The following is a 24,911-nucleotide window of genomic DNA, read 5'->3' as shown; positions in this document are numbered from 1 at the left end:
TATGCGAAAGGGAGAGAAAAGACAGGCGTTATTGGAGAACCTGATTTACGGCATTATCTGGTTGACTCTTTTTCTTGTGCCGCTGATCGAAAACTACTACACCCATTCGGAAGCCCGTTGGGAAGAGGTCTTGCGCGTATGGAAAATGCTGACGCCTTTCCTGGCGTTCTTTCTGGTGCATAACTATCTGCTGTTGCCGTTCTTCCTGCTTCGCAAACGTTACTGGGGGTATTTCCCGCTCCTGTTGATCACGATCGGTTGTGTCTACTGCATTCATTCGTTATGGCGTCCCCCTGGGCCGCAGAATAACCGTCCGCCACAGCGGGAACTGCCTGCCGAACGGCTGCAACACCGGTTCCCGCCCCGCGACACGACACATTTCAATCCGGAGGAGCGGGATGCGCTTATGCCTCCGCCGCGATGGCAGCAGCGGGATAACCCGCAGCGGCCCAATGACGACCGGCGTCCTGAATTCTTCCGCCGCCCTTTCTTTATGCTTCCCTATGCCAATGTGTTGTTTATGGTGATCCTGGTGCTCGGGCTCAACCTGGCGATCAAACTATTGTTCAAATCGCTCCGCGACGACCACCGGATGAAAGAGCTCGAACGCCATAACCTGCAGACCGAGCTCGATTACCTCAAGCATCAGATCAATCCGCATTTCTTTATGAACACGCTGAATAACATCCACGCGTTGATCGATATCGATACGGAGAAAGCGAAAGAGACCGTGATTGAACTCTCCAAGATGATGCGTTATCTGCTCTACGACTCGTCGCTGGCAGCGCTTCCATTGCGCAATGAGATCCATTTTATCAGCAATTATATCGAATTGATGCGCATCCGCTATACCGATGAGATCGAGATTCATCTGTCTGTGCCCGAGGACGTGCCGAACGTGCAGATCCCGCCATTACTGTTTATCTCGTTTATCGAGAATGCCTTCAAGCATGGGATCAGTTACCAGCAGGAGTCGTTTGTCCATATCTCGATGGAGATCCGGAACGGGGAACTGCAATTCCTTGTCGCCAATAGTAGCTTTAAGAATGCCGACAAGCAGACCAAAGGCGTGGGGCTGGAGAATATCCGCAAGCGCTTGCAACTGCTCTACAAGGATAACTACACGTTGGAGATCCGCGAAAGCGACAATCAATACCATGTTTTACTTATTATCCCGCTACCGTTATGATCCGATGCCTTGCCATTGACGATGAGCCTTTAGCGCTGCGACAGATCTCCGGCTATATCACCAAAGTGCCTTTCCTGACGCTGGTGAAAGCCTGTAAGAATGCGTTCGAAGCCTTGGAAATCCTTGCCAACGAGAAGATCGACCTGATCTTTGCCGATATCAATATGCCGGACCTGAACGGGATGGACTTTGTCAAGTCGTTGCAAAACCGCCCGATGGTGGTCTTTACGACAGCTTATTCGGAGTACGCCGTGGAAGGCTTCCGCGTCGATGCCCTGGATTACCTGCTCAAGCCGTTTGGCTTTACCGACTTTATGAAAGCGGCGAATAAAGCGGCACATTATATGGAGCTGCAAAATTCAGCCTTGCAACCTTCTTCGACGGAGAAGAGAAAAGAGAAAGAAGAAGAGAAATACCTGTTCGTGAAAGCGGAATACAAGATGATCAAACTCTCTATCGAGAAGATCTTATACATTGAAGGGAAAAGTGAGTACGTACGGATCTATACGGAAGAGATGAAGCCGATCATGACCCTGCTAAATATGAAAACGCTCGAGAGCCGGTTGCCCGCCGATAGGTTTATGCGCGTGCACCGTTCCTTTATCGTGAACCTGCAGAAGATAGAAGCGATCGCCAACAACCGGATCATCTTCGACAAGAACACCTATATCCCGGTGGGCGATCAATACAAGAAAAGTTTTAATCAATACATTGAGAAACATATCCTGGGGAAGTCGTAAAGCCTTACTTCACTACGACCCGCTCCGACAGGTTGCCGGTCTTGACCGTGTACGTGCCGCGGGATACCGGGATCGCCATCAGTACACCCGTGGGAGATACTTCGCGTTCCAGCTTCCCGTCTGCCGTCAAGACAGAGACCGGATGCTCACTGTTGGTCTCGACAAACAATAAACTGTTCATGCTGTATGTTTTCAACGTCAGGGGAGATGCAGCCTGTTCCTTGCCGGCGGCTTGTTCCGTCCGGGCCTTCATTTCGGTCGCTTTGGTCACAACGGTCTTGGCGGCGTTGCTCGCGACCTCTCCTCCTTCTGCCCAGGCTGCTGGGAGAGCGAACGAGAATACTAAAATATGTACCAATAACCTTTTCATCTTTTTGCCTTAAACTAATACCTATTCAAAAACCTAAAACCTATAAAAACTAACACCTAACAAAAAACTATTATGCTTTGTATAGATAGAACAAAAAGAATGCCATTTTGTTGCATGCAAAATGGCTGATTCACAAAGCTTAACTATTATTATGGAAATTACCCCGCCAGGGGTTAAATATTGATAACCTCAAAGTGATCAATCCACTATCTCGGTGTCCTCGCCTGGTCAGGCGAGGGGGACCATCGCTTGCGATGGTGGAGTGGTTGTTCCATGTAAACAAAGACAACCTCTCCACCGCTGCAAGCAGCGGTCCCCCTCTCCTGTCCAGGAGAGGACACCAAATAGTATATTCGCTGCTTTTAGGTCAGCCGGAGAGTCAAGGCTGAGGTTTGAGCCCCATCTTCTCGGCACGTTCGAGCATAAAGCGGCGGGCAGCCTCGTATTCGTTGGGGATCACGCCGTCGAGGATGGCGTTTTTGATGGCTTCTTTGATCACTCCCACCGGCTGGGATGGGGGAAGGCCGAAGGTGTCCATAATTTCCTCACCGGTCACCGGCGGTTGGAAGTTACGTACCCGGTCTTTCTCTTCGATAGCTGCCATCTTTTCACGTACCAGGCGGAAGTTACGCAGGAACCGGCGTACCTTCTCCGGGTTCTTACTGGTGATATCGGCCTCGCAAAGCAGCATCAGGTCGTCGATATCGTCGCCCGCATCGAATAGGAGGCGGCGGATGGCAGAGTCGGTCACTTCGTCATCGGCCAATACCGTGGGGCGCATATGCAGGCTCACCATCTTCTGCACGTACTTCATCTTCTCGTTCATCGGTAGTTTCATCCGCTTGAAGATGCCGGGGATCATCCGTTCCCCGATAAAGTTATGGTTGTGGAACGTCCAGCCCAGGCGTTTATCCCACCGTTTGGTGGCCGGCTTGGCGATATCGTGCAAGAGGGCGCTCCAGCGCAGCCAGAGGTTGTCGGAAGTCTTACACAATTTATCCAACACCATCAGGGTATGGGCGAAGTTATCCTTATGCCCGATGCCTTCCCGGGTCTCCGCGCCTTTGAGCGCGGTCAGTTCGGGGAAGATCAGGTCCAATAGACCAGAGCGGTCGAGGAGTTCAAAGCCGATGGAGGGTTTGGGCGCGAGAATGATCTTATTCAGTTCGTCTACGATGCGTTCTTTCGAGATGATCTCAATGCGTGCTTTGTTGCGTTCGATGGCATCAAACGTATCCGGATCGATAAAGAAGCCCAGTTGGGTAGCAAAGCGGATCGCCCGCATCATACGCAAGGGATCATCGCTAAAAGTAATATCCGGATCGAGGGGGGTGCGGATCGTCAGGTCTTCCATATCGGAGAGTCCATCGAAGGGATCGACCAGTTCGCCGTAACGGTCGGCATTGAGGCAGAGTGCCATGGCATTGATCGTAAAGTCGCGCCGGTTCTGATCGTCTTCCAATGTGCCATCTTCGACGATCGGCTTGCGGCTGTCGCGTTGGTACGACTCTTTGCGGGCACCGACAAACTCAAGCTCCAGGTCGTGAAGTTTCACCTGTGCCGTACCGAAGTTCTTAAAGACGGAGAGATGCGCCTTCCGGCCCAGTTTCCCGGCTACCGCCTTAGCCAGTTCAATACCACTTCCTACGGTAACAATATCAATGTCTTTCGACGGACGCCGCAGAAAGATATCCCGCACATAACCACCAATCACATACGCTTCGACCTGCAACTCATCGGCCACCTCCGACACCAGCCGGAAAGGCTTTGCCGATAAATGCCGCATTATCTCTTCCTCTTCTATAAGGTACATTTGTCTTCTTTATTCCGCCGCAAAGATAGTAAAAGCCGAGCGTAGAAGCAAACTTGTTTGATTATACCGAGGCGCATCCTATCTTCGATTCCATTCTATGGAATCAAAGATACGAAAAGCCGAGCGTAGAAGCAATCAAAGATACGAAAAAGCCGAATGTAGAAGCAAATTACTTAACCACTACGGGTAGAAAGACTTAAGGTAGTTCTCCTCCCCTCCTTCTAAGTAATATTACCTAGTATCATTTGAGTAAAATTACTCATTGACGCATTGGGGAGCCCTATTTATTTTTGCAGGGTAGACTTCTTATGCCTGCATTCAGGCGAATAAACAGCGAATAAACAATATCAATAACTACTAATTAAGACAATTATGAGAACAACAAAGTACATTTTGGGAATGATCCTTACGGCAGCGGTTTTGCTGGGCGGCTGTAAGTATGACGACACCGAACTATGGGATGCGGTGAACGGCCAGGCCGCACGTATCGCCGCGCTGGAGCAATGGCAAACGACGGTCAACAGCAATATCTCTACCTTACAGGGACTGGTCTCGGCGCTCGGGGACAACGACTATATAACCGGAGTAACCCCGTTTGCCAGTCCGGAACCGGGCGGTTACACGATTACGTTCTCCAAGAGCTCACCGATTACGCTCTACCACGGGACAAACGGGACCAACGGTAAAGACGGCTCGACACCCATCATCGGCGTAGAGGAATACCCTTCCGGCAGCGGAGTCTATTATTGGACAATAAACGGTGAATGGCTTACCGCCGACGGCAAGAAGATGGCCGTCACAGGTGAGAAAGGCGCAGATGGAGCCACACCGAAACTGGCTATCGGCAGCGACGGGTATTGGTATATCTCAGCCAACGGTACGGCTACCGGCAAGGCTCCGGGCACCGGCTGGGTAAGTACGGGCGTGAAAGCGACCGGAGACGCCGGAGAATCAGGAGGCAGTGGCAGCGGCCTGTTCAGCAGTGTAGACAACTCCCACCCGGACTACGTGACCTTCACACTGGCGAACGGCACGATCATCAACCTGCCTAAACACAGAGCCTCCGGCATTAGATTCAATCGGCCGGAAGTCTTTATAATAAACCGGGAGCAGGTGATTCCATACATCTCCACTGGTACATGGGAACCGACCCACGTCTGGGCAATAGATATTCCGACAGAATGGAAAATATCGGTCGATATGTCAGATAAAACAATCACCATCACGCCTCCAGTGACGATTGGGCCGGCTAATTCAGGCGGTACGGCAAAAATACTGGTTGCCGACGGTGATCTGGTAACGGCCATGTACGAATTGACGCTCAATTCCGTTTCCAACAACCTCTACGGCTCTACCTATTATGAGAACGGCAAAGCGGCAGGTATGGTTTATATCCCTACCGGGGACTCCCGCGATGGCAAGGGCCGCATAATAAGCCTGGAAGAATCAAACGCAGCGTGGGCAGAGAGTGGATATGATTATGATCAGACAGGATGCGACTCTTACACAAACGGTCGATTGAATATGGCGGCAATGGCCGCATATATCCGCGACAACAACGATAAATCGTGGAGTAATTTCCCCGCATTCGAATGGATACATACGATGAACGGCGGCACAGCCAATTATACGCCTGACGCTACGGGTCTTTGGTATTTCCCGGCCCCAGCAGATTTACAATATTTATTCTGTGCGGCAAGCGGCAAATCGCTGCAGACCTGGGGCTGGCCTGACAGTGATAATCAAACGGATTATATAGCCCCGTTTGAATTTGATTTGACGGATTTTAATACTAAACTGACGAATAATGAAGGGATAGCACTCTCCATTGATAAGGCAAAAACCTACCGGTTGTCCAAAGAGCAAGAAGTTCCTGGTGAAGCTGGTAAGTACTACTATATGTGGTCTATCAGTTTCAATGATGGAGAAATAGCGAACACTGCCGGTAAGAAATATAATAAAAACTCTCTCACCCGGGCTATCCTGGCCTTTTAACCCACTGATCGATGCATCTCCTCTGCGCGGTGTTGTAAGACAGTACACAAACGCGTTTGATAAAAAAGAGGGTATGTCTATTTTGACATACCCTCTTTTTCAGAAAGGAAGAAGCACTTAGCGACTAACTGCGACTTTGACCACAGTCTTTTCTGCTTTGATGAAGTAGATCCCGGCGTCGACAGAGAACCGCTCCGTTCCGTTGACCGTGCGGCGGGCAACTACCCGTCCATTAACCGCGTAGATCTCTACCGGCATCGGGCGGGGTGTTTCTATCCACAACTGGTTATTACTGCTCCAGACACGGATCGTTTCATTGTTGATCCGGTCATTACTTACGGGACTCGAGCCGTCGGGGTTTTCGGTATTCGAGACGATCACTTCGACCTCCATATCTTGGGTGATGCCCGGCAGCATATAGGAGAAATCAAGCGGCGCTGCCGGTTTTTTAACCAATACAAACTCTTCGTCCAGACGCAGGAAGACGTATTTCTCGTCATACCGTTCATCCACTGCCAGGCGCAGGGTGACCGGATAGCCTTCTTCGACCAGGTGTTTACCCGCAGACGGGTTGATGGTGATGGCTTCCGGTGTTTCCAGGATCTCCAGGGTATGGTAAGTGAGTTCCGGTTCCGAGTTACCCGGTTTCCAGCCGCCTACGCCAAAGCTGGCCCAGATAAAGGTATCCGCTATTTTGCCGGCACCATCGGCTTCGGGGATCGTTACGGTAAAATTCCATACGGTCTTATCCTGATCATCGCCATTTACCTGCAATTCCAAGATACCGTGTTCCGAATCGTCAGGGACAACCGTTACGTTGACCACAGTTCCCGGATCCAACAAAATTCCGTTCTCAATCTCCTGGCCTCCGACCTGGGCGGTCAGTGTCGCGTCATGCAGGTTCCAATAGATCCGGCCTTTACCGTCGGTATCTTCACCATCGGGCATACAAAGGGCAAGGATTTCCAGGTCGCCGTCCATGGTCGTTTCAAAGCTGGAGACAGCACCTAATGCCATATCATTGAGGGCTACGGCGGTTACCACATAACCATCATCGGGCGTGACTAACCCTCGCAAGAGCGTTCCTCTGGTGGTTTGCATGCCTGAAGGACAAACTAAACTTCCGCTATAGACCATCAGGCTGCCATACTCTACATCGTGTGTCAATTTATACCGCTCTACTTCTACTACCGGTTCGGAATCGCCCGCTTCCCAGCCGTCCACACTGCCTTTGACCCAAAGGAAAGTCGGAGCGACTTTATTGTTTTCTTCATCGGGGATACGGATGGAGAACGACCAGGTGGTCACATCCAGTTCTTCTCCGTTCAAGCGGATAAATTCCATGCCCATATCGGGAGCCGGACTGACAGTGATCTCCACGATCGTTCCCGCGGCCAACAGGGCGCCATTGGCGACCACCGTTCCATCGGCCGCTGCCACGACCGTTGCATGCTCCTGATCCCAGGCGAGGATACCCTTGCCGCTACCATCAGCGGCTGTGCCTGCTGTCGTGCAAAGGGCAAAGATGCGGGTATCGCCTTCGATCGTCAGATCAAAGGGTTTATTTGCTTCCACATCCGTACGGGCTACGCCGTTGATGGCTGCCAATGCCAGTTCTTTTGTATTATCGGGCGTAACCGTCACCGACAGCTCGGTGCCTTTGCGTACGGAGGAACCCGAAGGATAGATCAGTACACCCTGGGCTACGGCAATGCCACCGTCGATCGCTTCATACGTCAAGGTGTATTTCTCCGCACCCGGATCGGGATCACCCGCTTTCCAACCGTCGGCACTACCCTTAACCCACAGGATCGTAGGAGGAACCACTTTATTCTCTGCCTCAGGGATACGCACGCTAAACGACCATTCGGTCACATCCAGTTCTTCTTCGTTCAACTGAATCTCCTCAATGCCCATATCCTGCGCCGGAGCAATGGTGAAATCCACCACCGTACCCGAAGCTAACAGGGCACCGTTGTTTATCGCCGTACCGTCGACTTTGGCTTCGATCGTTGCATTCTCCATGTCCCAGGCGACAATGCCTTTACCGCTATTGTCGGCCGGCGCACCGTCAGTGGTCGAAAGGGCAAAAGCACGTATATTATTCTCTACAGTCAAATTGAAAGGCTGGTTTGCCTCTATGCCCTCCATCGGACGATTGTTCACGGCAAACAAAGCCAGTAAATGATCCGTATCCGGTGTCACCGTAAGTTCAAGCTCTTCCTGATCCATCACATTGGATCCACTGGCAATCGCTTCTCCTTTATGCGAAACATCCATCGTTCCGTTTACGGCATTATAATACACTTTATAAGCTTTCCCTACCTCCACCTTCAGGATCAGGGGTTTGTTTTTAAAATCGGGTAGTGTATTACTGCGCCACATCGCGAACGTATAAACATCTCCTTCTTTCCAGTCTGCCGGAACCGTAAATTCCGACTCGAGGGTCTCTACGATCTTTGAGGGTGAAATCCGGTACTCGGTCGCGTTTGTTGCATCATAAAGCCCCAATTCAGCCATATCGATCGTAGGAATCCCTTCCGGAATTCGTATCGTAATCGTTTGTCCGGTATATTTTAACTTATCTGTTTCTTTATCCAAAAACTGGGGAATAAAGTTAAAGGGTAAGCTATTATTCGTACAGTCAAAAGCACTATACTTCTTGGGGTTATCCATCGAAGGCAGCTTTAATTTCGACAATTTAGGATTATTCTTGCAACTCAGATTTGTTATGGTTTGTATAGGGAGAACGAGTTCCTCCAAGTTCGGATTGTTATCAACATCTACTGTAGCCAACCTGGTTCCCGAATGAGTACTCAGGTCTAACCGGGTTAAACAAGGCGTATTATTGACTGCAAGATATGTAAGATTTGTGTTATTACTCAAGTCCAATGCCTTTAGGTTCGGGCCGCTAATGGTGAACTGATGTAATTTACTCAGGCCCGACATATTGATTTCGGTTTGTAAGGTTTCACCTAACCGTAAGACTTCTAAGCTATTCGGGAATTTCACTTCATTTACGGGATCACTATTCCAATAAATCAAGTTGGTCAACACCTTGAGCATACTTGCATCCAAAGAAAAGATACCCGTATTGATCACATAAAGGTAGGTCAATTTAGTTTGCTTTTCCAAATTTTTCAATTCGGTTAAGTTCGGATGATGTCCCGCATAGATCCGCTTTAACGCAGAGTTCATTTCCGGTAAAATGATTGTAGCTAAATTATATGCCACATATGTTTCCAATGTCGTCAGTGTCGATAGATCGGATAGATCCAGAGACTCTAATTGGGTTTCTTGCACAAGTAACACCTCTAAAGCGGAGAGATTGCTATGTGTAAAACTTTTCAACGAGGACTTAGTCGCATCAATATTCTTCAAAGCCGGAAGATCTGTACAGGTGAGGCTTTCCACTTCGGCGCTTTTGAGATTGATCGCCGTCAAAGCCGGAAGATCGTCCAAAACGAGTTCTTTCAATGCTTTAAACCCTTCGAACTTTATGGTCAGCAGGTTTTTGAAACCGCTCAACGTCACTTTCTCCAAATTCGTTTTCGTACTACTGATACTGATTCTTTGGATCGTGTTTTCATTCTTTTGTTCATCAACTATCCAGGTCATACCACATTTAGTATGCCAACCTTTCGGTTGGGCATCCCATAAGGGGTCATCCGCATTGGTGTCATCCGGTCTTTCACTGGGGAGGGAAGTACACCAGAGCTTCAATAAACCCGGATGGCTCATAAAGAACTGCTTCAGCGTTGTCATGTCTTCGGTGTTGTAGGGTAGATCCTGCGCAGCCACAGGCTGCCATTGGACCATCAGCCCAAACAATACGAGAACTAAAAAAGTCATTTTCTTCTTCATTTCCTTTAAAAATTTAATGGGGGGGGGGTAAATACTATCGTCATGTCTAAACGGTTATTTTCGCGAGACAAAAGTAGAGGGGACAAGAAGGCGCATCAAGCACTAAAGTGACTAAAACAAAGAGCGTTTGTTACGAAATAAGAGGGAAAAAAGAAGGGGAAAAGAATATAAGGACATAAAGTTCATCCCGCAGTGAACGGGAGGCAGAAAAGTACTTGAGATGAAGCCAATTTAAATTGACTGAAGAAGAAAATAGCCGGCAGCCTTTCAAAAAAAGCTGCCGGCTATTGGGGAAAATTTGCCGCCTTTGTGGAAAAAGTCGGCAACTATCCGTTAGGATTAACGTGCTACCTGAAGTTTTTTACCCGTCAGGCGTTGAATATCGCGCAACATCAGTTTCTCATCTTCGGCGCAGAAGGTCAGTGCTGTGCCGGTGTTTCCTGCCCGGCCTGTACGGCCGATCCGGTGTACGTAGGTCTCGGGCACATCGGGCAGGTCGTAGTTGATCACCAACTCCAACTGATCGATATCGATCCCGCGCGCGGCGATATCCGTAGCGATCAATACCCGGGTTTTGTTCGATTTGAAATTTGTCAGTGCACGTTGCCGGGCGTTCTGCGACTTATTGCCATGAATGGCCTCGCTGCCGATACCGGCCTTGCAGAGCAGACGAGCGATCTTATCGGCGCCATGCTTGGTGCGCGAGAAGATCAGGGCGGATTGTTTCTTGTCTTTGCCCAGGAGATCGATCAAGAGATTCTTTTTCTCGTTCTTCTCTACATAATAAAGGTATTGCTCCACCGTATCGACTACGGACGAGGCGGGGGTTACTTCCACCCGGACCGGATTGCGCTGGATCGATTGGGAGATCGAAGCGATCGTCTGCGGCATCGTTGCCGAGAACAACAGGGTTTGCTTCTCCCGCGGCAACCGGGGCAATATCTTTTTGATGTCGTGGATGAAACCCATATCGAGCATCCGGTCGGCTTCGTCCAACACAAAGTGACGGATCGCCTCGAGGTGCACATACCCCTGGTTCATCAGGTCCAATAAACGCCCGGGCGTAGCCACCAGGATATCAACACCTGCCTGCAGGGCCTTCACCTGCTCGTGTTGCTTCACGCCGCCATAGATGATCGCATGGCGCAGGCCGGTGTACTTGCCGTACTCCCGGATGCAGTCGTTGATCTGGATCGCCAACTCACGCGTAGGCGTCAGGATCAGGGCTTTGATCTGTCGTCTTTGTTCTTTCTTGCAGTTGAGATACAACTGTTGTATGATTGGGATGGAGAACGCGGCAGTCTTACCCGTTCCCGTCTGGGCCAGGCCCAGGAGGTCTCTTTGTTTCAATACGATTGGAATGGCCTGCTCCTGTATGGGCGTAGGGCTTACATATCCTTTTTCATCTAATGTTTTTAATATCGATTCAGATATATTTAATTCTTTGAATGTCATTCTTTTACTTTTAGGGTTTATCTTGATGTCGATTCTGGCGATGGAAAGATCCGCGAAAGGCTGGCGGAGCGTAACATGGAGAGGATAGATACCACATAAACTTGGTTATTCAGCGTGCAAAGATACGAAAATTTTGTAAGTTTGCAACGCTAACAAGAGAATAAACACGAAGGTATGAAATCATCGATCTATATGATACTCTGTGCGGTCTTATTGTTGACCGCCTGCAATCAGGAAACCAAAAAGGCAGAAGCGAGGCTGGAGAAAGCCCGTATGATGTACGAGCAAAACGAGTATTTCGGTGCCAAGAACGAGATCGACAGTATCCGTACACTCTATCCCAAAGAACTGAAAGTCCAACAGCAAGCACTCAAGCTGATGCGCCAGGTCGAATGGAAAGAAGCCGAACGTAATATCGCCTTTTGTGACAGCCTGTTACCCATCCGCCAGGAAGAATTCGACCGGTTGAAGAAAGATTTCACTTTCGAGAAAGACTCGCTCTACGACGATCTGGGCAAATACGTCTGGAAACAGCAAACGATCGAACGCAATCTGGAGCGCTGCTACGTGCGCAGCGGCGTGAATGAACGGGGAGAAATCCATCTGGCCAGCGTTTACTACGGCAGTAACCCGCTGCAACATACGGGCATCAAAGTCAGCACCCCCGACGGACTCTATGCCGAAACAGCCGCCATCCCTTACGATGGAGGTGTCAACTACCGCTTTGCCAACCTGGGCTTTACCACCGAAGTGGTGACCTATAACGGCGAGAACGGTATCAACGCCCTGAAGTTCATCGCCGACAACGCCGATAAACGCATCCGTACCGAATACACCGGCGGCAAACCTTATATAATGTATATCGCCGACGGCGACAAAAAAGCCATCGCCGCCACCTACAACCTGGCCATGGTCCTGAGCGACCTCGTACGCATGCACCAGGAAAAAGAAAAATCCGAGAAACGAATAGAGTACCTGAGAGGGAAGTTGGCAGAGGGCGAGAACGCAAAACAATAAACTCTTCCGGTTTCGCGAAGTTGCACGAAGTTTTTGTTTTAATATTTTTGCAGCAACGTCAGTAGCTTGCGATCGAGCTTATGTCCGTGGAAATCTTCGTAGGCAACGTCTTTGCGCCCGGAGTCGAGGATACCGAAGTCGCCCCGGAAGTTCCATAAGCCCCAACCGATGCCGTGGGAGGTGAGGATATCCAGTTGATCGTTGAACCACGACAGGAAGACCTCATGGGGTGTTTCCCGGTAACAACCACATTCGCCGCAATGCACGCCGACCCCGCTTTTCACCAGATCGAGCCAGGGTTGGTAGAACTTTTCCAATATCGCGCGGTTGAACTCTTCCCCATTGATCACACCCGGCCATTGCGGCATCGGTGCGTCGTCGGGGTTTTTCCATACCCAGCCCGCCCGGTAATGCGACACATAATGCGGATAATAGCCTCGGCAGCTCTGCGCAATCGGCAGATCAGTCAGCTCCGGAATCACCAGGCTACCCCCGTGGTTGCCATCGGCCACCACCAAGCGGTCGGGCGTATACCGATGGATCACCTCCAGACAACCTTGCGCCACCTTGCGGTATATATCACCAGGAATAGGCGTCGACGGCGCGTATTGATCGTTCATATCTTCTTTGTAACAAGGCTCGTTCACCAGGTCGAAGCTCAACAGCCGCGACGGTATGTTCCGCAAGCGCTTGGCCCACATCTCCCAATGTGTATAGAAAGCCTGTTGCGCTTCCGTATCCTTCCACAGATTGAACGGTTCGCGGAAACCGGCATTGATACAGAAACCGGGTGCCCGGTGCAAGTTCAGGCTCACATGCAGCCCGTGTTTATTCGCCGCGTATATCGTTTTCTCGACCATCTCGATCGCCTCTTCATTGAACTCCACCGTCTGTTCCGGACGGATAGGCTGATCACTTTTCTGATCGTAACGGATATAACCCGGATAAGCCAGCGGGAAGCGGACAAAGTTGAAACCCCAGTCCGCCATCCATTGGAAATCCTGCGTTGTCGCCGCCAGATTCTTCGCCGAGAAAGGGCGGGGGGAGAAGAAATCAAGGATATTAAATCCCCGCCAACGCGGCAATGCGTTTTTCACTATCGCTTTTTGCGCGGCCTGCACCTCTGCCTGCGCCGGGAAAGGCCGCAAACCTGCCACAGCAGCCGTTGCCGCCGCGGTCTTTATAAATTGTCGTCGATTGATGGATTTCATGGTATCCCTTTATTTTATCCCATACTTTTTATTGATTCGTAAAAGTAATCACTTTTTTCAGTCTTCCATATAAAAAGGGTCGCCTATTACCCGAACAGCTTGTCCGGGATATGCATTTCTTTATCGAAACGATAAAATGGTTCAAATTTAGCCGATCATACATTATCTTTTCATAGATTTGTATGAGCGCTATAAGCCTATAGTTTTCAAGCAAACACGAGAATTAAGAGTAATAACCTTTTAAATCATAGAGATGGGAACACGCAGACAATTTATTAAAACATCGGCGGCAGCGGTGGCGGCCGGATTAACTTCATCCGTTTGGGGAGAAAGCCTTCTGAATCTTCAACCTTCAGGGGCTAATGACAAAATACGTGTCGGACTTATCGGTTGCCGCAATATGGGGTGGAGCAACCTGACCGATTTCCTGCTTCATAAAGAGGTTGAATGTATCGCTTTATGTGATATCGACAGTAAGATCCTGCATGAAAGAGCGGCGGAACTGGAAAAAACAACCGGACGAAAACCGAAACTGTTTGCCGATTACCGGAAAATGCTCGAGATGAAAGAACTGGATGCGGTGATCATCGGAACACCCGACCACTGGCACTGCCTGCAATTTACAGATGCCTGTTCGGCGGGAAAAGATATTTATGTAGAAAAACCGATCGCCAACTATATCGCCGAATGTGATGTAATGGTCAACGCGGCGCGCAAATATGGCCGTATCACATCTGTCGGACAGCAACAACGAAGCGGCAATCATTGGAAAACCATGGTGGAATACCTGCAAAGCGGACAGTTGGGCACTGTTGCCTGTGCTGATATTTGGGCGAACTTCAACTACGGAGCGCTCTCGCTTCCCGTATCGAACACGGCCGTTCCCGAAGGTGTCGATTATGAGATGTGGCAAGGGCCGGCACAGGCACGGCCGTTCAATCCACAGCATTTCCACGGTTCGTGGCGTATGTTCTGGGCATACGGCGGCGGCCTGATGACCGACTGGGGCGTGCATCTCTTGGATATGGTGCTCTGGGGAATGGATATCAAACACATGCCCAAACGGATTGTCGGGCTGGGGGGCAAATTTGCTTATCCGGACAACTGCCCGGAGACATTCGACACGCTGAAGGTGACGTATGAATTTGATTCTTTCCTGATGAACTGGAGCAATGTGGGCGGTACGGAGACAGGGCCTTACAACCGGAACTACGGTATGGCTTTCAAAGGCACGAACGGGACGTTGGTCGCCAACCGGGACAACTGGGAGATCTATCCCGAATGGGACGGAAAAAACAAGCGGAACAAGATCGAGTCCATTAAGGTAGAAGCCGACTTCCAGGATCACAAAGATCATGTGAGCAATTTCCTCGCTTGCATGAAGAGCCGTGATTTCGAAACAGCGTGTACCATCGAGAACGGTAGCCTCTGTGCCAAATACGCGCACCTGGGCAATATCGCGGCACGTACAGGCACCGTTTTGGTTTACGACGACTCCGCGAAACATTTTATCAACAACGCGGAAGCCGACAAATACCTGCGACCGTCGTATCGTTCACCCTGGCAATTCCCCAATGTATAATCCAATCAATCTATAAATAAATAAACAGTATGGACAGACGAAATTTTATACAAACAAGTGCCTGCTTGTCCGGCTTATCTCTTTTACCCAAGTCGCTATCGGCATCTGTTAGCGCAACTCAAGCCAAACTCCCGTCCTTCGGTATCATCACAGGCAATACAGGCGGCGAATGGCTGAAAGCCGATCCGAAGAAAGCATTAAAAACCATTGCGTCTCTGGGCTATAAAGAGCTGGAGTTCGGTGGCACGATGGGCTTGGAGATGCCCGAATTGAAAGCACTATTGAAAGAGCTGCGGTTGCAGCCCCTGCTTGGCCCGACAAGTATGGGCGCCATGAACGATCCGGTGCAATTGGCTAAGGATATCAAAGCCTGCCACGAACTGGGACAGAAATATATTGTTTGTTATTGGCCGTGGACCGATGACGGACAAAACAAAAAAGCGGACGACTGGAAGAAAGTAGCCGATAACCTGAACCGGGGTGGCGAGATCTGTCGCAAAGAAGGGCTTACCCTACTCTACCACAACCACGATATTGAATTCCTGCCCGTCGACGGTCAGATCCCTTTCGATGTATTGATGCCCAATCTGAACCCGGAATACGCATCCATCGAACTCGATCTCTACTGGATCACCAAAGGCAATCAATCGGCGGTTGAATACATCAAAAAATACCCGGGTCGCTACCCTGTCTTTCATATCAAAGATATGGACAAAACGCCTGACCGGAGCTTCGAATATGTGGGCCAGGGCATTATCGACTTCCCGTCGATCTTCCGCCTGAACAGCATCGCCGGAGCCAAACATTTTATCGTCGAACACGACAAACCGGCTGATCCCGAACAATGCGTTCGCACAGCGGCGAAGTATTTATCGGAAGTGAAATTCTGAGATCGGTATTTTATTTGAGCGACCGATCTGGGACACGTTTGCCGCGACCATTCATTTGTTGATAATTATCAACAGATCTGTTGACAATTGTCAACAAATGTGTTGACGGTTATCAACAAATAAATAGTCGCTATATTTGGGAAATGCTTCGGGTGGATTGCGGACGATCTGGAGGTCTTCCGCTTGAACAGCATTGCCGGAGTCAAACGTTTTATTATCGAACACGATAAACCGGCATAGAAAACAGAAGCTATTTCCCGGTATTCATAACGCCCGATTCGGTATCCTGGTTATCCACTTTCTTCTGTCCCGGATTGAATTTCCGTCCAAAGGAGAAATTGTAGGTAAGCTTGAGCGCGAACATACGGGAACTTTCCCCGATATAATTCGTTCGGCGGTAAGAGGCATATTGCGACCGGTTTTCTGCTTCCACTTTATAATTATTGATAAACGGGTTGAAAGCGCCGACTCCTACGGCGAGGTGCTTGTGACTGTATTGCAGCATGATATAATGGATATTCTCACCGCCCGACAAGGTCTCGCCATAAAACCAGTTCCAATTGGTTTCTAAGGCCATTGCCAGCATGCACTTCTTGTAGGTTGCCGACAGCTGCATATTGGCATACCAGTTCGTATAGCGGTGGGCATAGGTATTGCCGTTGCTCATGTAATGGTTGACACCTCCGGTAGCCGAAAACTGAAGCATATTCCTGATCGGACCAATGCGTACGGTTGCCCGTCCCGATAGGCGTTGCCAGTCCTTTTGATTATTCCAGGTCTGTACGATCTTATCGCCTTCCCAGAACTTTTCGTCCATAATCGCTTTCGGTTGATATTCATAATATCCCCAGATATTTCCATAATATAGTCCTTTCTGCACTTCATACGTCAGCGCTACGTTATAACTATTGTAGGGCTTCAGATTGGGATTTCCCCGTTGTATCTGCAATGAGTCGATCATTTGCTCGACAGCACTCAGGTTCGACAAAGAGGGATTATTATTATTTATATTCGCGTTGAGGCGGATAAACGAACGGCCCGGCAGGTTGTAGTGCAACGACAGGCGGGGGTTAAACGTATAATCTTCATAGTCTTCCGCCTCCCCTTTTTGTTTATACCAGGAGCGCGTCATGCCAAGGCCCAAAGAATAATCCAGCTTGGTCCATTTCCCTCGGAACTCTCCGTAAACATAGGTCAGCGCCTGATCCATTTCGGTTTTATAATGATACCCGTTCAGGTATTCGTTGTCTGTCACCGACTGGGTATGCCGCAGCCCGGCGCTGATCCGGTTTGCGCCCCGTTTCTTCTCATATATCCCTTCACCGATAATAGAATATTTATTTCCCGCGACATGATTATTCACATCCGTCAGCAGTGCCCCACCGCGACCTTCCTGGTAGAAACGATGGATATTGCTTTTGTTATACGTCCCAACCAGATTGAAAACCAACGTCTGATCATTCTTCAGATTTTCCTGATAATATAAGTCCAAAGCGGGACGTGATCCGTCATCGGCCGTATGATCAATCATATACACCCGGTCCGTCGGATCGGCCACATTATAGAGCGAGCCGGCATAGTCCTTGTGCGGCCAGCTTTCATAAGAAAAACGAAAAGTGGCGTTAAACATTCGCTTGTCGGGTTCCTGAAAACTATACGTGGCACTCAGATATTGCCATCCCCCCTTGAGCTTACCCGATTCTCCTTCTTCTATACGATCCAAGACCAAACCATCCGGATAAACAAAATGCTCCTGATTCTCACGGGATACCTTATCGAAGTCACGATGACTCAAACTATAATAGGCGGAGAACTCCGACTTCTTATGATTGATCTTCGCCGAGACCGCATTATTCCCCCATGCGGGAAGGTCAAACGCATCACTCAGATCAAGCCCGAAGCTCCCACCGGTTTCCGGCCGACGTACAATATAATCCAATACCACCTCGGCATTCCCATAGCGCAAGCCCGGATTATCATGATACTCAACACGAACAACCTCGGACGGCTGTAAAGCCAGGATCTCTTTTATCTCCACCTTCACCCCATTGACCCGGAATTGCAATTCACCGCCTCCCGGCAAAGAAACTTCATTAAACAGCGGATTCACTTGAAGCTTGGGCAACATCAACTGCTGCAACAGGCTCACCCCGTTCGTGGAAGCTTGCACTTGCCGATCGGAAGGATAGATCAGTTTCCGGTCCGAATAACTACTTGTATTCGAGGCGGAAACCGTCACATCAGCCAAAGCGATCGCATCTTCTTCCAGCAAAATCTCACCCAAGGAATGATTTGCGCGAAGCAGAGATAGAGGTAATTCAAGCTCCCGGGTGACATACCCTATGGCCGAGATAATAATCAGGTAATCCCCCGCAGAGATTTTCTCGAAAGCAAAATCGCCATGTATATCTGTCGTTGTTCCCGACACAAAAACAGAGTCATTAGTCAGCAACACGACATTGGCCAACTCAAAATACTCCCGGTTTTTGCTTTCCAACACCTTGCCCGTAACCCTCAGATTCTGAGCAAAAACACCCTGTATAACACTACAAAGTAGCATTACAATTAATCCTTGTTTCATAAGTTCTTCTTTTTTTAGGATCGATAACAAGGTGGCCTATCTCATTATCGAGAGATATTATTATCCCTTTATCCAATTAGACGATCAAAAGGCAAAATACGTTACAACGAATTTCACAATAGCTAAAGAAAAAGGCTCAAATAATTTGTTTAGATCAAAATAGATTCTACATTTGCAGTGTGTCGGTCTATTAATACACTACAGTGTCAATCTGACTACATCTTATAAATCTGTATTTCCTTTCTTTCGACAAAAGAGGATCAGGTCTTAAGTCGTTGATTTTCCTGACATAAAGTAATATATCCATACTTTTGTCGTTTATAAGAAATATAACCTAAAGAGTAATACTTGCGTAGATGAGCATATCGATCAAGGGGCTGAATAAGACCTATGCAAACGGGAATAAGGCGTTGAAGGATATCAATCTGGAGATACCAACCGGCATGTTCGGCCTATTGGGTCCGAACGGGGCAGGTAAATCCACCCTGATGCGTATCCTGGTGGCACTGATGGAGCCGACTTCGGGCGAAGTGAATGTCTTTGGGCACGACCTGTTGAAAGACCGCAAAGAGGTGCGCCGCCTACTGGGTTATCTGCCGCAGGATTTCCGCTTTTTTGCCAAGTATAAAACCCATGAGTTTCTGGACTATGCCGCCCGACTTTCGGGCATGAACAATACCCGCAAACGGCGGGAGGCAGTCGACCAGATGCTGGAAAGCGTTGGTCTGTTCGATGTACGCGAACGCTATGCCAACAAACTCTCCGGCGGAATGAAGCGTCGCTTGGGCATCGCCCAGGCATTGATCCACAATCCCAAAGTGATTATTGTAGATGAACCGACCACCGGTCTCGACCCGGAGGAACGGATCCGTTTCCGTAACCTCTTGACCGCGGTGAGCGAACAGGATGTGACCATTATCCTCTCCACCCATATCGTAGGCGATATCTCCAGCAGTTGCAAGTGCATGGCGTTGATGAACAAAGGAGAGGTAGCCTATTACGGTTCGCCCGAGGAGATGCTGCGCCAGGCGGAAGGCAAGGTCTGGCGTATCCAGATCATGGGCGACCAACTGCATGAGATCGATAAAAAATACCCCATCATCTCCACGATCCCTTCCGGATCAGGCTGGGAAGTGCAGGTGATCGCCGACGAGATCCGAGGCTACGACGCCGAGCCCTATCCGCCCAACCTGGAACATGCGTACGTCTATTATATGGAAAGCAAGTTGAATCAATGGATAATTGATAACTGATAATTGATAATTAAAAGGGGAAATCCATTATCAATTATCCATTATCCATTATCAATTTAAAAAAGATGTCCTTTATAAGCAACATATCATCCGTCTCGAAATACGAAAGCAAGCTATTATTGCGAAGCTGGTTCTTCCGGCTTTTTACGGTGATGGCGATGTTCCCGCTGACGATTCTCAACCTGGGTGCTTTTGTGGTCCCCGACAGCAGCGGGTTCTGGCCCATCAAAGCGATAGCGTCGAACATCCCGTATTTCAACCTGCTCATACTCAATGCCGGGCAGGCGGTGATCGCGATCTTCCTGGCTTCCGACTTCCTGAAAAGGGACAAAAAATTGGACACCTCCGAGGTATTCTATGTGCATCCTCTGAGTAACGCCGAGTATGTGATCGGCAAGATCTGGGGTAACCTGCGCGTATTCCTGGTACTCAACCTGATCATTATGGGCATGGCGCTGCTCTTTTCTTTTATCGGCAAGGTACCGGTCGACTGGCAAAGTTATATCATCTACTTCTTCCTGATCAGCATCCCGACACTGATCTATATCATCGGCTTATCGATCTTTCTGATGTTGCTCCTGGGTAATCAGGCGTTGACATTCATTATCCTACTGGGTTATGTGGGCATCACCATATTCTATTTCAGCGATAAGTTCTATTACATCTTCGACTATATGGCGTTTTACCTGCCGATGGTCAAATCGCGGGTGGTGGGATTTACGAATCTGGAGGCCATCCTCACGCATCGTTCCATCTATCTCTTTGCCGGCTTGGCCTTTATATGCATCACCATCTCCCTGTTTCGCCGCCTGCCGAATACGTCGCGCGGGCATTATCCCTGGCTGGCACTGGCAGTGTTGTTTCTGGCTTGCAGCGGTTATTCCGGCTATCGCCATGTACAAAAGATCACCTATCAGACGGAGATCCGCCAGGTATATACGGCTGTGAACAATCAATACGTGCATACCCCCAAGATGGTAGTCGACCACTACGACCTCCGCGTCGAGCAACAAGCCGACCGTTTCACCGCCGAAGCCACCCTGCAGGGCATTGCGCTCCAAGCCTCCACCCGTTTCACCTTCTGCCTGAATCCCGGCCTGACTATCCAAAGTATCCGCGAAGGCGATCGGGATCTCTCCTTTGAAAGAGAACGGCAGATCGTACTTGTCGACTTCGAACGCCCGCGTGCCGAAGGCGAACCGCTCAACCTGACCATCACCTACGCAGGCAAGGTCGACAATGCCTTCTGCTACCTCGATATCCCCGAAGAACTGTTGCGGAAAGAAAACCGCAACTTCATGTTCAGCGCCGACAAACAATACAGCTTCCATACGTCCGACTACCTGTTGCTCACGCCGGAAACCTACTGGTATCCCCGGCCGGGAACGGCTTACAGTACGGAAGACGCAAACTGGCAGCAGAACTACTTCAGCCGGTTCAGCCTGCGCGTGAAACCCCTGCCGGGCCTGACGCCTATCGCCCAGGGTGAAGCAGTACCCCAGGCCGACGGCAGCTATACCTTCGCTCCCGAATACCCCATGCAGGCCATGACCCTACTCTCGGGGCGGTACGAACAGAAAAGCGTCATCGCCTCCGACAGTATCACCTACAGCGTCTGGCACCTGGGTAACCGCCAGCTCGAAGCGGCCTTCGACTCGATCCGCGATACCATCCCTTATCTGTTGGTCAACTTCAAAGAAGATATGGAGCGCCAACACAAACTGCAATACGCCTTCCCGCGTTTCTCCCTCGTCGAGGTGCCCGCGCAGTTCCATTCCTACCCCCATGCCTGGTCGGAAGCACAGGAGACGATCCAGCCTGAGATGATCCTGATGATCGAGAACAACTGGAAAGACGAGACCTACGACCTGGCCAAGCGCACCAAGCGGCAGAAACAATGGGCAAAGAACCAGGGCCAGGAGATCAACGACGAAGAAGCGCAGATCCGTACGTTCAATGACGTCCTGCATACACTCTCCCGCCAGGAAGGTGAGACCAATTTCGAGTCGAGCGGACGGGGCGGGTTCAATGTCAGTCACCAGGCGAACCCCTACTTCCTCTTCCCCCTATTGTATAACTTCCGCTACAATATCTATTCACCCGAATGGCCGATCACCAATCGCATGATCGAGTTGTATCTGCAGAACAAATCAGATAACTCCGGCTGGGAACGCGAGGTGAACGGTATCAGCAACAACGAAAAAGCAAGCCTATTAATGGAACAGTTGTCGTTCCGTGAACTACTCGCCAACGAAGAACACCGCGACCTGATGAGCAGCGTTATCGGACTCAAAGGCCAACGCCTGTTCGCCCCAGCGGAGATCACCATGGGAGTCAACCGTTTCCGCGACACCGTCTACGCCCTGTTGGAAAGGAACACCTTCAGTAACATCCGGTTCGAATACATGCTCGATACCTTAGAGCAGGTCAGCCAGACGCCGATCCGTCCGGATATCCAAAGCTGGGACGAGGCAACTCCCCTACCCGTCTTTACCGTCGTGCCGCCCGTCGTCACCAAATACACCTACCGCGGCAAAGAAACCTTTGTGATGAAGATACAGATCAGCAACAACTCCGCGGAGGAAGGCATCATCCATCTGGATATCAACGACGGTAGCCGCCAGACGGAAACCCGCGACCCGCGTACCAATCGCAAGATACGAATGATGCCATACGAAGCCAAAGAGTTGGTATCCGTCTGGGAGGAAGTACCCCGAAGCGCCGATATCTATACCTTGATCTCGGGCAACCTGCCCAATACGATCCAACAGCCGATCAGTAATATCCAGCAGGAACGCGGCCAGTCGACAGCCATAGAAGGCGACTACACCCTGACCAACGGCCTGCCCGAATCCTGGGGTGAGGTGATCGTCGACAATGAAGACTCGACCCTGTTCATCCTGTCCGAACCCGAACGTGTCGGGCTATTGACCCAATGGCTCGACGAAACCGAAGAGACCTCCTTCAAATACTCCGGCGTAACCACCTGGCGTCCGCCCTACCGGTGGACAGCAACCACCAACGCCGGTTACTACGGCCAATATATCCGCTCAGCCTACGTGATCAAGAGCGGCAGCGGCAGCCAAACGGCCACCTGGAAAGTGCCCGTACCCGCCGAAGGACATTATGAGCTCTATTATTATGTACACAAAAACGACGACCTGCGCCGCGGACGCGGCGGAGACGCTGAATACCAGTTCCGGATCAACTACGATGGCGAGACAGAAGACGCCTTCCTCAATATGCGCCGGGCAGATAACGGCTGGGAGCAACTGGGTGTCTATTACCTGAGTGCCGACACGCTGGAAGTAACATTAACAAACAAATGCCGTTCACGCAGTGTGACAGCCGATGCAGTAAAGATAGTAAAACGATAGGCCCCCACCAATCTCCCCTCAAAGGGAAGAGCCTCCCCTTTGGAGAAGTTGGTGGAGCCGAATATTAAATAAAGAATATGAGAAAAAGACCATTATCACCTCTCAGGCTTGTAGGACTATGCCTGTTGATACTGAGCCTGTCGGTGGCAGGGCATAGCCAGCGGCTACTGACTATCGAACAGGCATTGGATATCGCCGAAGAGAACAGTCCGACCCTGCGCGATACGCGGATGAACCTGGAGCGCTACCAGCAAAACCTGATCGCCCAGCGCGCCTCCTTGAAGTCACGGTTCTCCCTCAACCTGACGCCCATCAATTACCGCAAAGACAGGCAATTTGAGAACCGCCTGTCGCAGTGGTACACCAACGAATCGTTCTCCACCGGAGGCCAGTTCATGGTACAACAACCCATCCTGTTGACCGACGGGACCATCTCATTGATCAATAACCTGAGTTGGCAAGACAGCCAGTCGTCGACCGGAGACATGGAGACAAGCAACCGCTCGTTTCAAAACCGTCTTTACCTCGAATTAAGCCAACCCATCTTCACATACAACACGCGCAGAATGGCACTCAAAGAGATTGAGTTTGCTTACGAAAACGCCTATATCAACTACGCCCTGCAGCGCCTGCGCACCGAGTCGCAGATCACCGAGCAGTTCTACCGCGTCTATTCCGGACAGAGCAGCCTGGACATCGCACACGAAGAGCTGAAAAACGCGCAACAGAGCTACGACATCATCAAAGACAAGGTAGAGGCCGACCTGACTGCCCGCGACGAACTCTTCCAGGCCGAACTGAATCTGGCCACGGCGAAGTCGAATGTCGAAAGCGAACTCACCACATTAGAGAACGCCAAAGACCAACTGAAGAAAATCCTGGGTATACCGCTCGACGAAATGATCACCGTCGTGACCGAGGTCACCCTCAAAGAAGTGGAAATCAACCTCGGACAGGCCATCGAGAGCGGCCTCTCCTCCCGCCTGGAATTGCGCGAACGCGAGATCGAAGCCGAGCAACTGGAGTTCGAGATGATCCGTACCAAAGCACAGAACGAATTCAAAGGGGAAGTCAACCTATCGATCGGACTGACGGGCGACGACAGCAGCCTGGGACAGATCTACAAAAAACCCACACAAAGCCCGCAGGTGATGATCACCTTTGCGGTGCCCATCTTCGACTGGGGCGAGAAGAAAGCGCGCATCAAGGCACAAAAGATCGCCCAACAGATCCACGAGTACCAGACCCGCGATGCGGAAATAGATATCGAGCTCGAGATCCGCCAGGCCTGGCGCCAGTTGGAGAACTACCGTACGCAGATCAGTATTGCTGAGCAGAACGTAGAGAACGCGCAGCTCACCTACGACCTCAACCTCACCCGCTACCGCGAAGGCGATATCACCGGGATGGAGATGAACCAGTTTCAGACTCAGCTCTCCAACAAACGCATCTCTTATACACAGGCATTGATCAACTACAAGATCCAACTCTTGAATATGAAGATCCTTTCCCTCTACGACTTTGAGAAACGGGAGGCCATTGTTCCGATGGAAATTAAGAATTAAGAATTAAAA

The 24,911-nt window shown here is 50.1% G+C and carries 15 protein-coding genes; 9 read left to right on the top strand and 6 right to left on the bottom strand.

Going from position 1 to position 24,911, the window contains the following annotated elements:
- Position 1: 1 nt before the first annotated feature.
- Together M2133_RS06925 and M2133_RS06920 are read left to right on the top strand one after the other, a co-directional pair.
- Positions 2–1,189: a histidine kinase gene (locus tag M2133_RS06925; RefSeq protein ID WP_277465299.1), complete on the top strand. Its 1,188-nt coding sequence runs from the start codon at positions 2–4 to the stop codon at positions 1,187–1,189.
- On the top strand, positions 1,186–1,929 hold the full coding sequence (locus M2133_RS06920) for a LytTR family DNA-binding domain-containing protein (RefSeq protein ID WP_277465298.1): 744 nt from the start codon (positions 1,186–1,188) through the stop codon (positions 1,927–1,929). Before M2133_RS06925 ends, M2133_RS06920 begins: the two co-directional genes overlap by 4 nt.
- A 4-nt stretch (positions 1,930–1,933) precedes the next feature.
- On the opposite strand, the gene M2133_RS06915 is transcribed toward M2133_RS06920, so the two are convergent.
- Positions 1,934–2,299, bottom strand: coding sequence for a hypothetical protein (locus M2133_RS06915; protein ID WP_277465297.1), 366 nt, complete (start codon positions 2,297–2,299; stop codon positions 1,934–1,936).
- A gap of 379 nt (positions 2,300–2,678) precedes the next feature.
- Positions 2,679–4,112 (bottom strand): HD domain-containing protein, encoded by a 1,434-nt coding sequence (locus M2133_RS06910; RefSeq protein ID WP_277465296.1) that lies wholly within the window; start codon positions 4,110–4,112, stop codon positions 2,679–2,681.
- A gap of 372 nt (positions 4,113–4,484) precedes the next feature.
- On the opposite strand from M2133_RS06910, the gene M2133_RS06905 reads away from it, so the two are divergent.
- A complete protein-coding gene (locus M2133_RS06905) occupies positions 4,485–6,107 on the top strand; it encodes a PL29 family lyase N-terminal domain-containing protein (protein WP_277465295.1) in 1,623 nt (540 codons plus the stop codon).
- Positions 6,108–6,224: 117 nt separating this feature from the next.
- On the opposite strand, the gene M2133_RS06900 is transcribed toward M2133_RS06905, so the two are convergent.
- Together M2133_RS06900 and M2133_RS06895 are read right to left on the bottom strand one after the other, a co-directional pair.
- A complete protein-coding gene (locus tag M2133_RS06900) occupies positions 6,225–9,959 on the bottom strand; it encodes a leucine-rich repeat domain-containing protein (protein ID WP_277465294.1) in 3,735 nt (1,244 codons plus the stop codon).
- A 351-nt stretch (positions 9,960–10,310) separates the two neighbouring features.
- Positions 10,311–11,426: a DEAD/DEAH box helicase gene (locus tag M2133_RS06895; protein ID WP_277465293.1), complete on the bottom strand. Its 1,116-nt coding sequence runs from the start codon at positions 11,424–11,426 to the stop codon at positions 10,311–10,313.
- A 174-nt stretch (positions 11,427–11,600) separates the two neighbouring features.
- Between M2133_RS06895 and M2133_RS06890 the strand changes: the two genes are divergently transcribed.
- Positions 11,601–12,443 (top strand): hypothetical protein, encoded by an 843-nt coding sequence (locus tag M2133_RS06890; RefSeq protein ID WP_277465292.1) that lies wholly within the window; start codon positions 11,601–11,603, stop codon positions 12,441–12,443.
- Positions 12,444–12,481: 38 nt separating this feature from the next.
- Here M2133_RS06890 and M2133_RS06885 read toward each other — a convergent pair whose 3' ends face one another.
- A complete protein-coding gene (locus tag M2133_RS06885; RefSeq protein WP_277465291.1) occupies positions 12,482–13,654 on the bottom strand; it encodes a cellulase family glycosylhydrolase in 1,173 nt (390 codons plus the stop codon).
- A 253-nt stretch (positions 13,655–13,907) separates the two neighbouring features.
- On the opposite strand from M2133_RS06885, the gene M2133_RS06880 reads away from it, so the two are divergent.
- Positions 13,908–15,236, top strand: coding sequence for a Gfo/Idh/MocA family oxidoreductase (locus M2133_RS06880; protein ID WP_277465290.1), 1,329 nt, complete (start codon positions 13,908–13,910; stop codon positions 15,234–15,236).
- A gap of 29 nt (positions 15,237–15,265) precedes the next feature.
- A complete protein-coding gene (locus M2133_RS06875; protein ID WP_277465289.1) occupies positions 15,266–16,126 on the top strand; it encodes a sugar phosphate isomerase/epimerase in 861 nt (286 codons plus the stop codon).
- A 250-nt stretch (positions 16,127–16,376) separates the two neighbouring features.
- Here M2133_RS06875 and M2133_RS06870 read toward each other — a convergent pair whose 3' ends face one another.
- Positions 16,377–18,707, bottom strand: a complete 2,331-nt coding sequence (locus tag M2133_RS06870; protein WP_277465288.1) for an outer membrane beta-barrel protein — start codon at positions 18,705–18,707, stop codon at positions 16,377–16,379.
- A gap of 356 nt (positions 18,708–19,063) precedes the next feature.
- Here M2133_RS06870 and M2133_RS06865 point away from each other — a divergent pair, with 356 nt between their 5' ends.
- The 3 genes from M2133_RS06865 to M2133_RS06855 all read left to right on the top strand — a co-directional run bounded on the left by M2133_RS06865 (position 19,064) and on the right by M2133_RS06855 (position 24,902).
- Complete coding sequence (locus tag M2133_RS06865) at positions 19,064–19,960, top strand: ABC transporter ATP-binding protein (protein WP_277465287.1); 897 nt, start codon at positions 19,064–19,066, stop codon at positions 19,958–19,960.
- Between the two features lie 65 nt (positions 19,961–20,025).
- Complete coding sequence (locus M2133_RS06860; RefSeq protein ID WP_277465286.1) at positions 20,026–23,337, top strand: ABC transporter permease subunit; 3,312 nt, start codon at positions 20,026–20,028, stop codon at positions 23,335–23,337.
- A gap of 77 nt (positions 23,338–23,414) precedes the next feature.
- Positions 23,415–24,902: a TolC family protein gene (locus tag M2133_RS06855; protein ID WP_277465285.1), complete on the top strand. Its 1,488-nt coding sequence runs from the start codon at positions 23,415–23,417 to the stop codon at positions 24,900–24,902.
- The last annotated feature ends 9 nt before the right edge of the window (positions 24,903–24,911 follow it).

Source organism: Parabacteroides sp. PF5-6 (assembly GCF_029504695.1).
Taxonomy (GTDB): Bacteria; Bacteroidota; Bacteroidia; order Bacteroidales; family Tannerellaceae; genus QVMG01.
The sequence above is the reverse complement of the archived record's forward strand: the minus strand, read 5'-3'. Positions and strand labels throughout refer to the sequence as shown.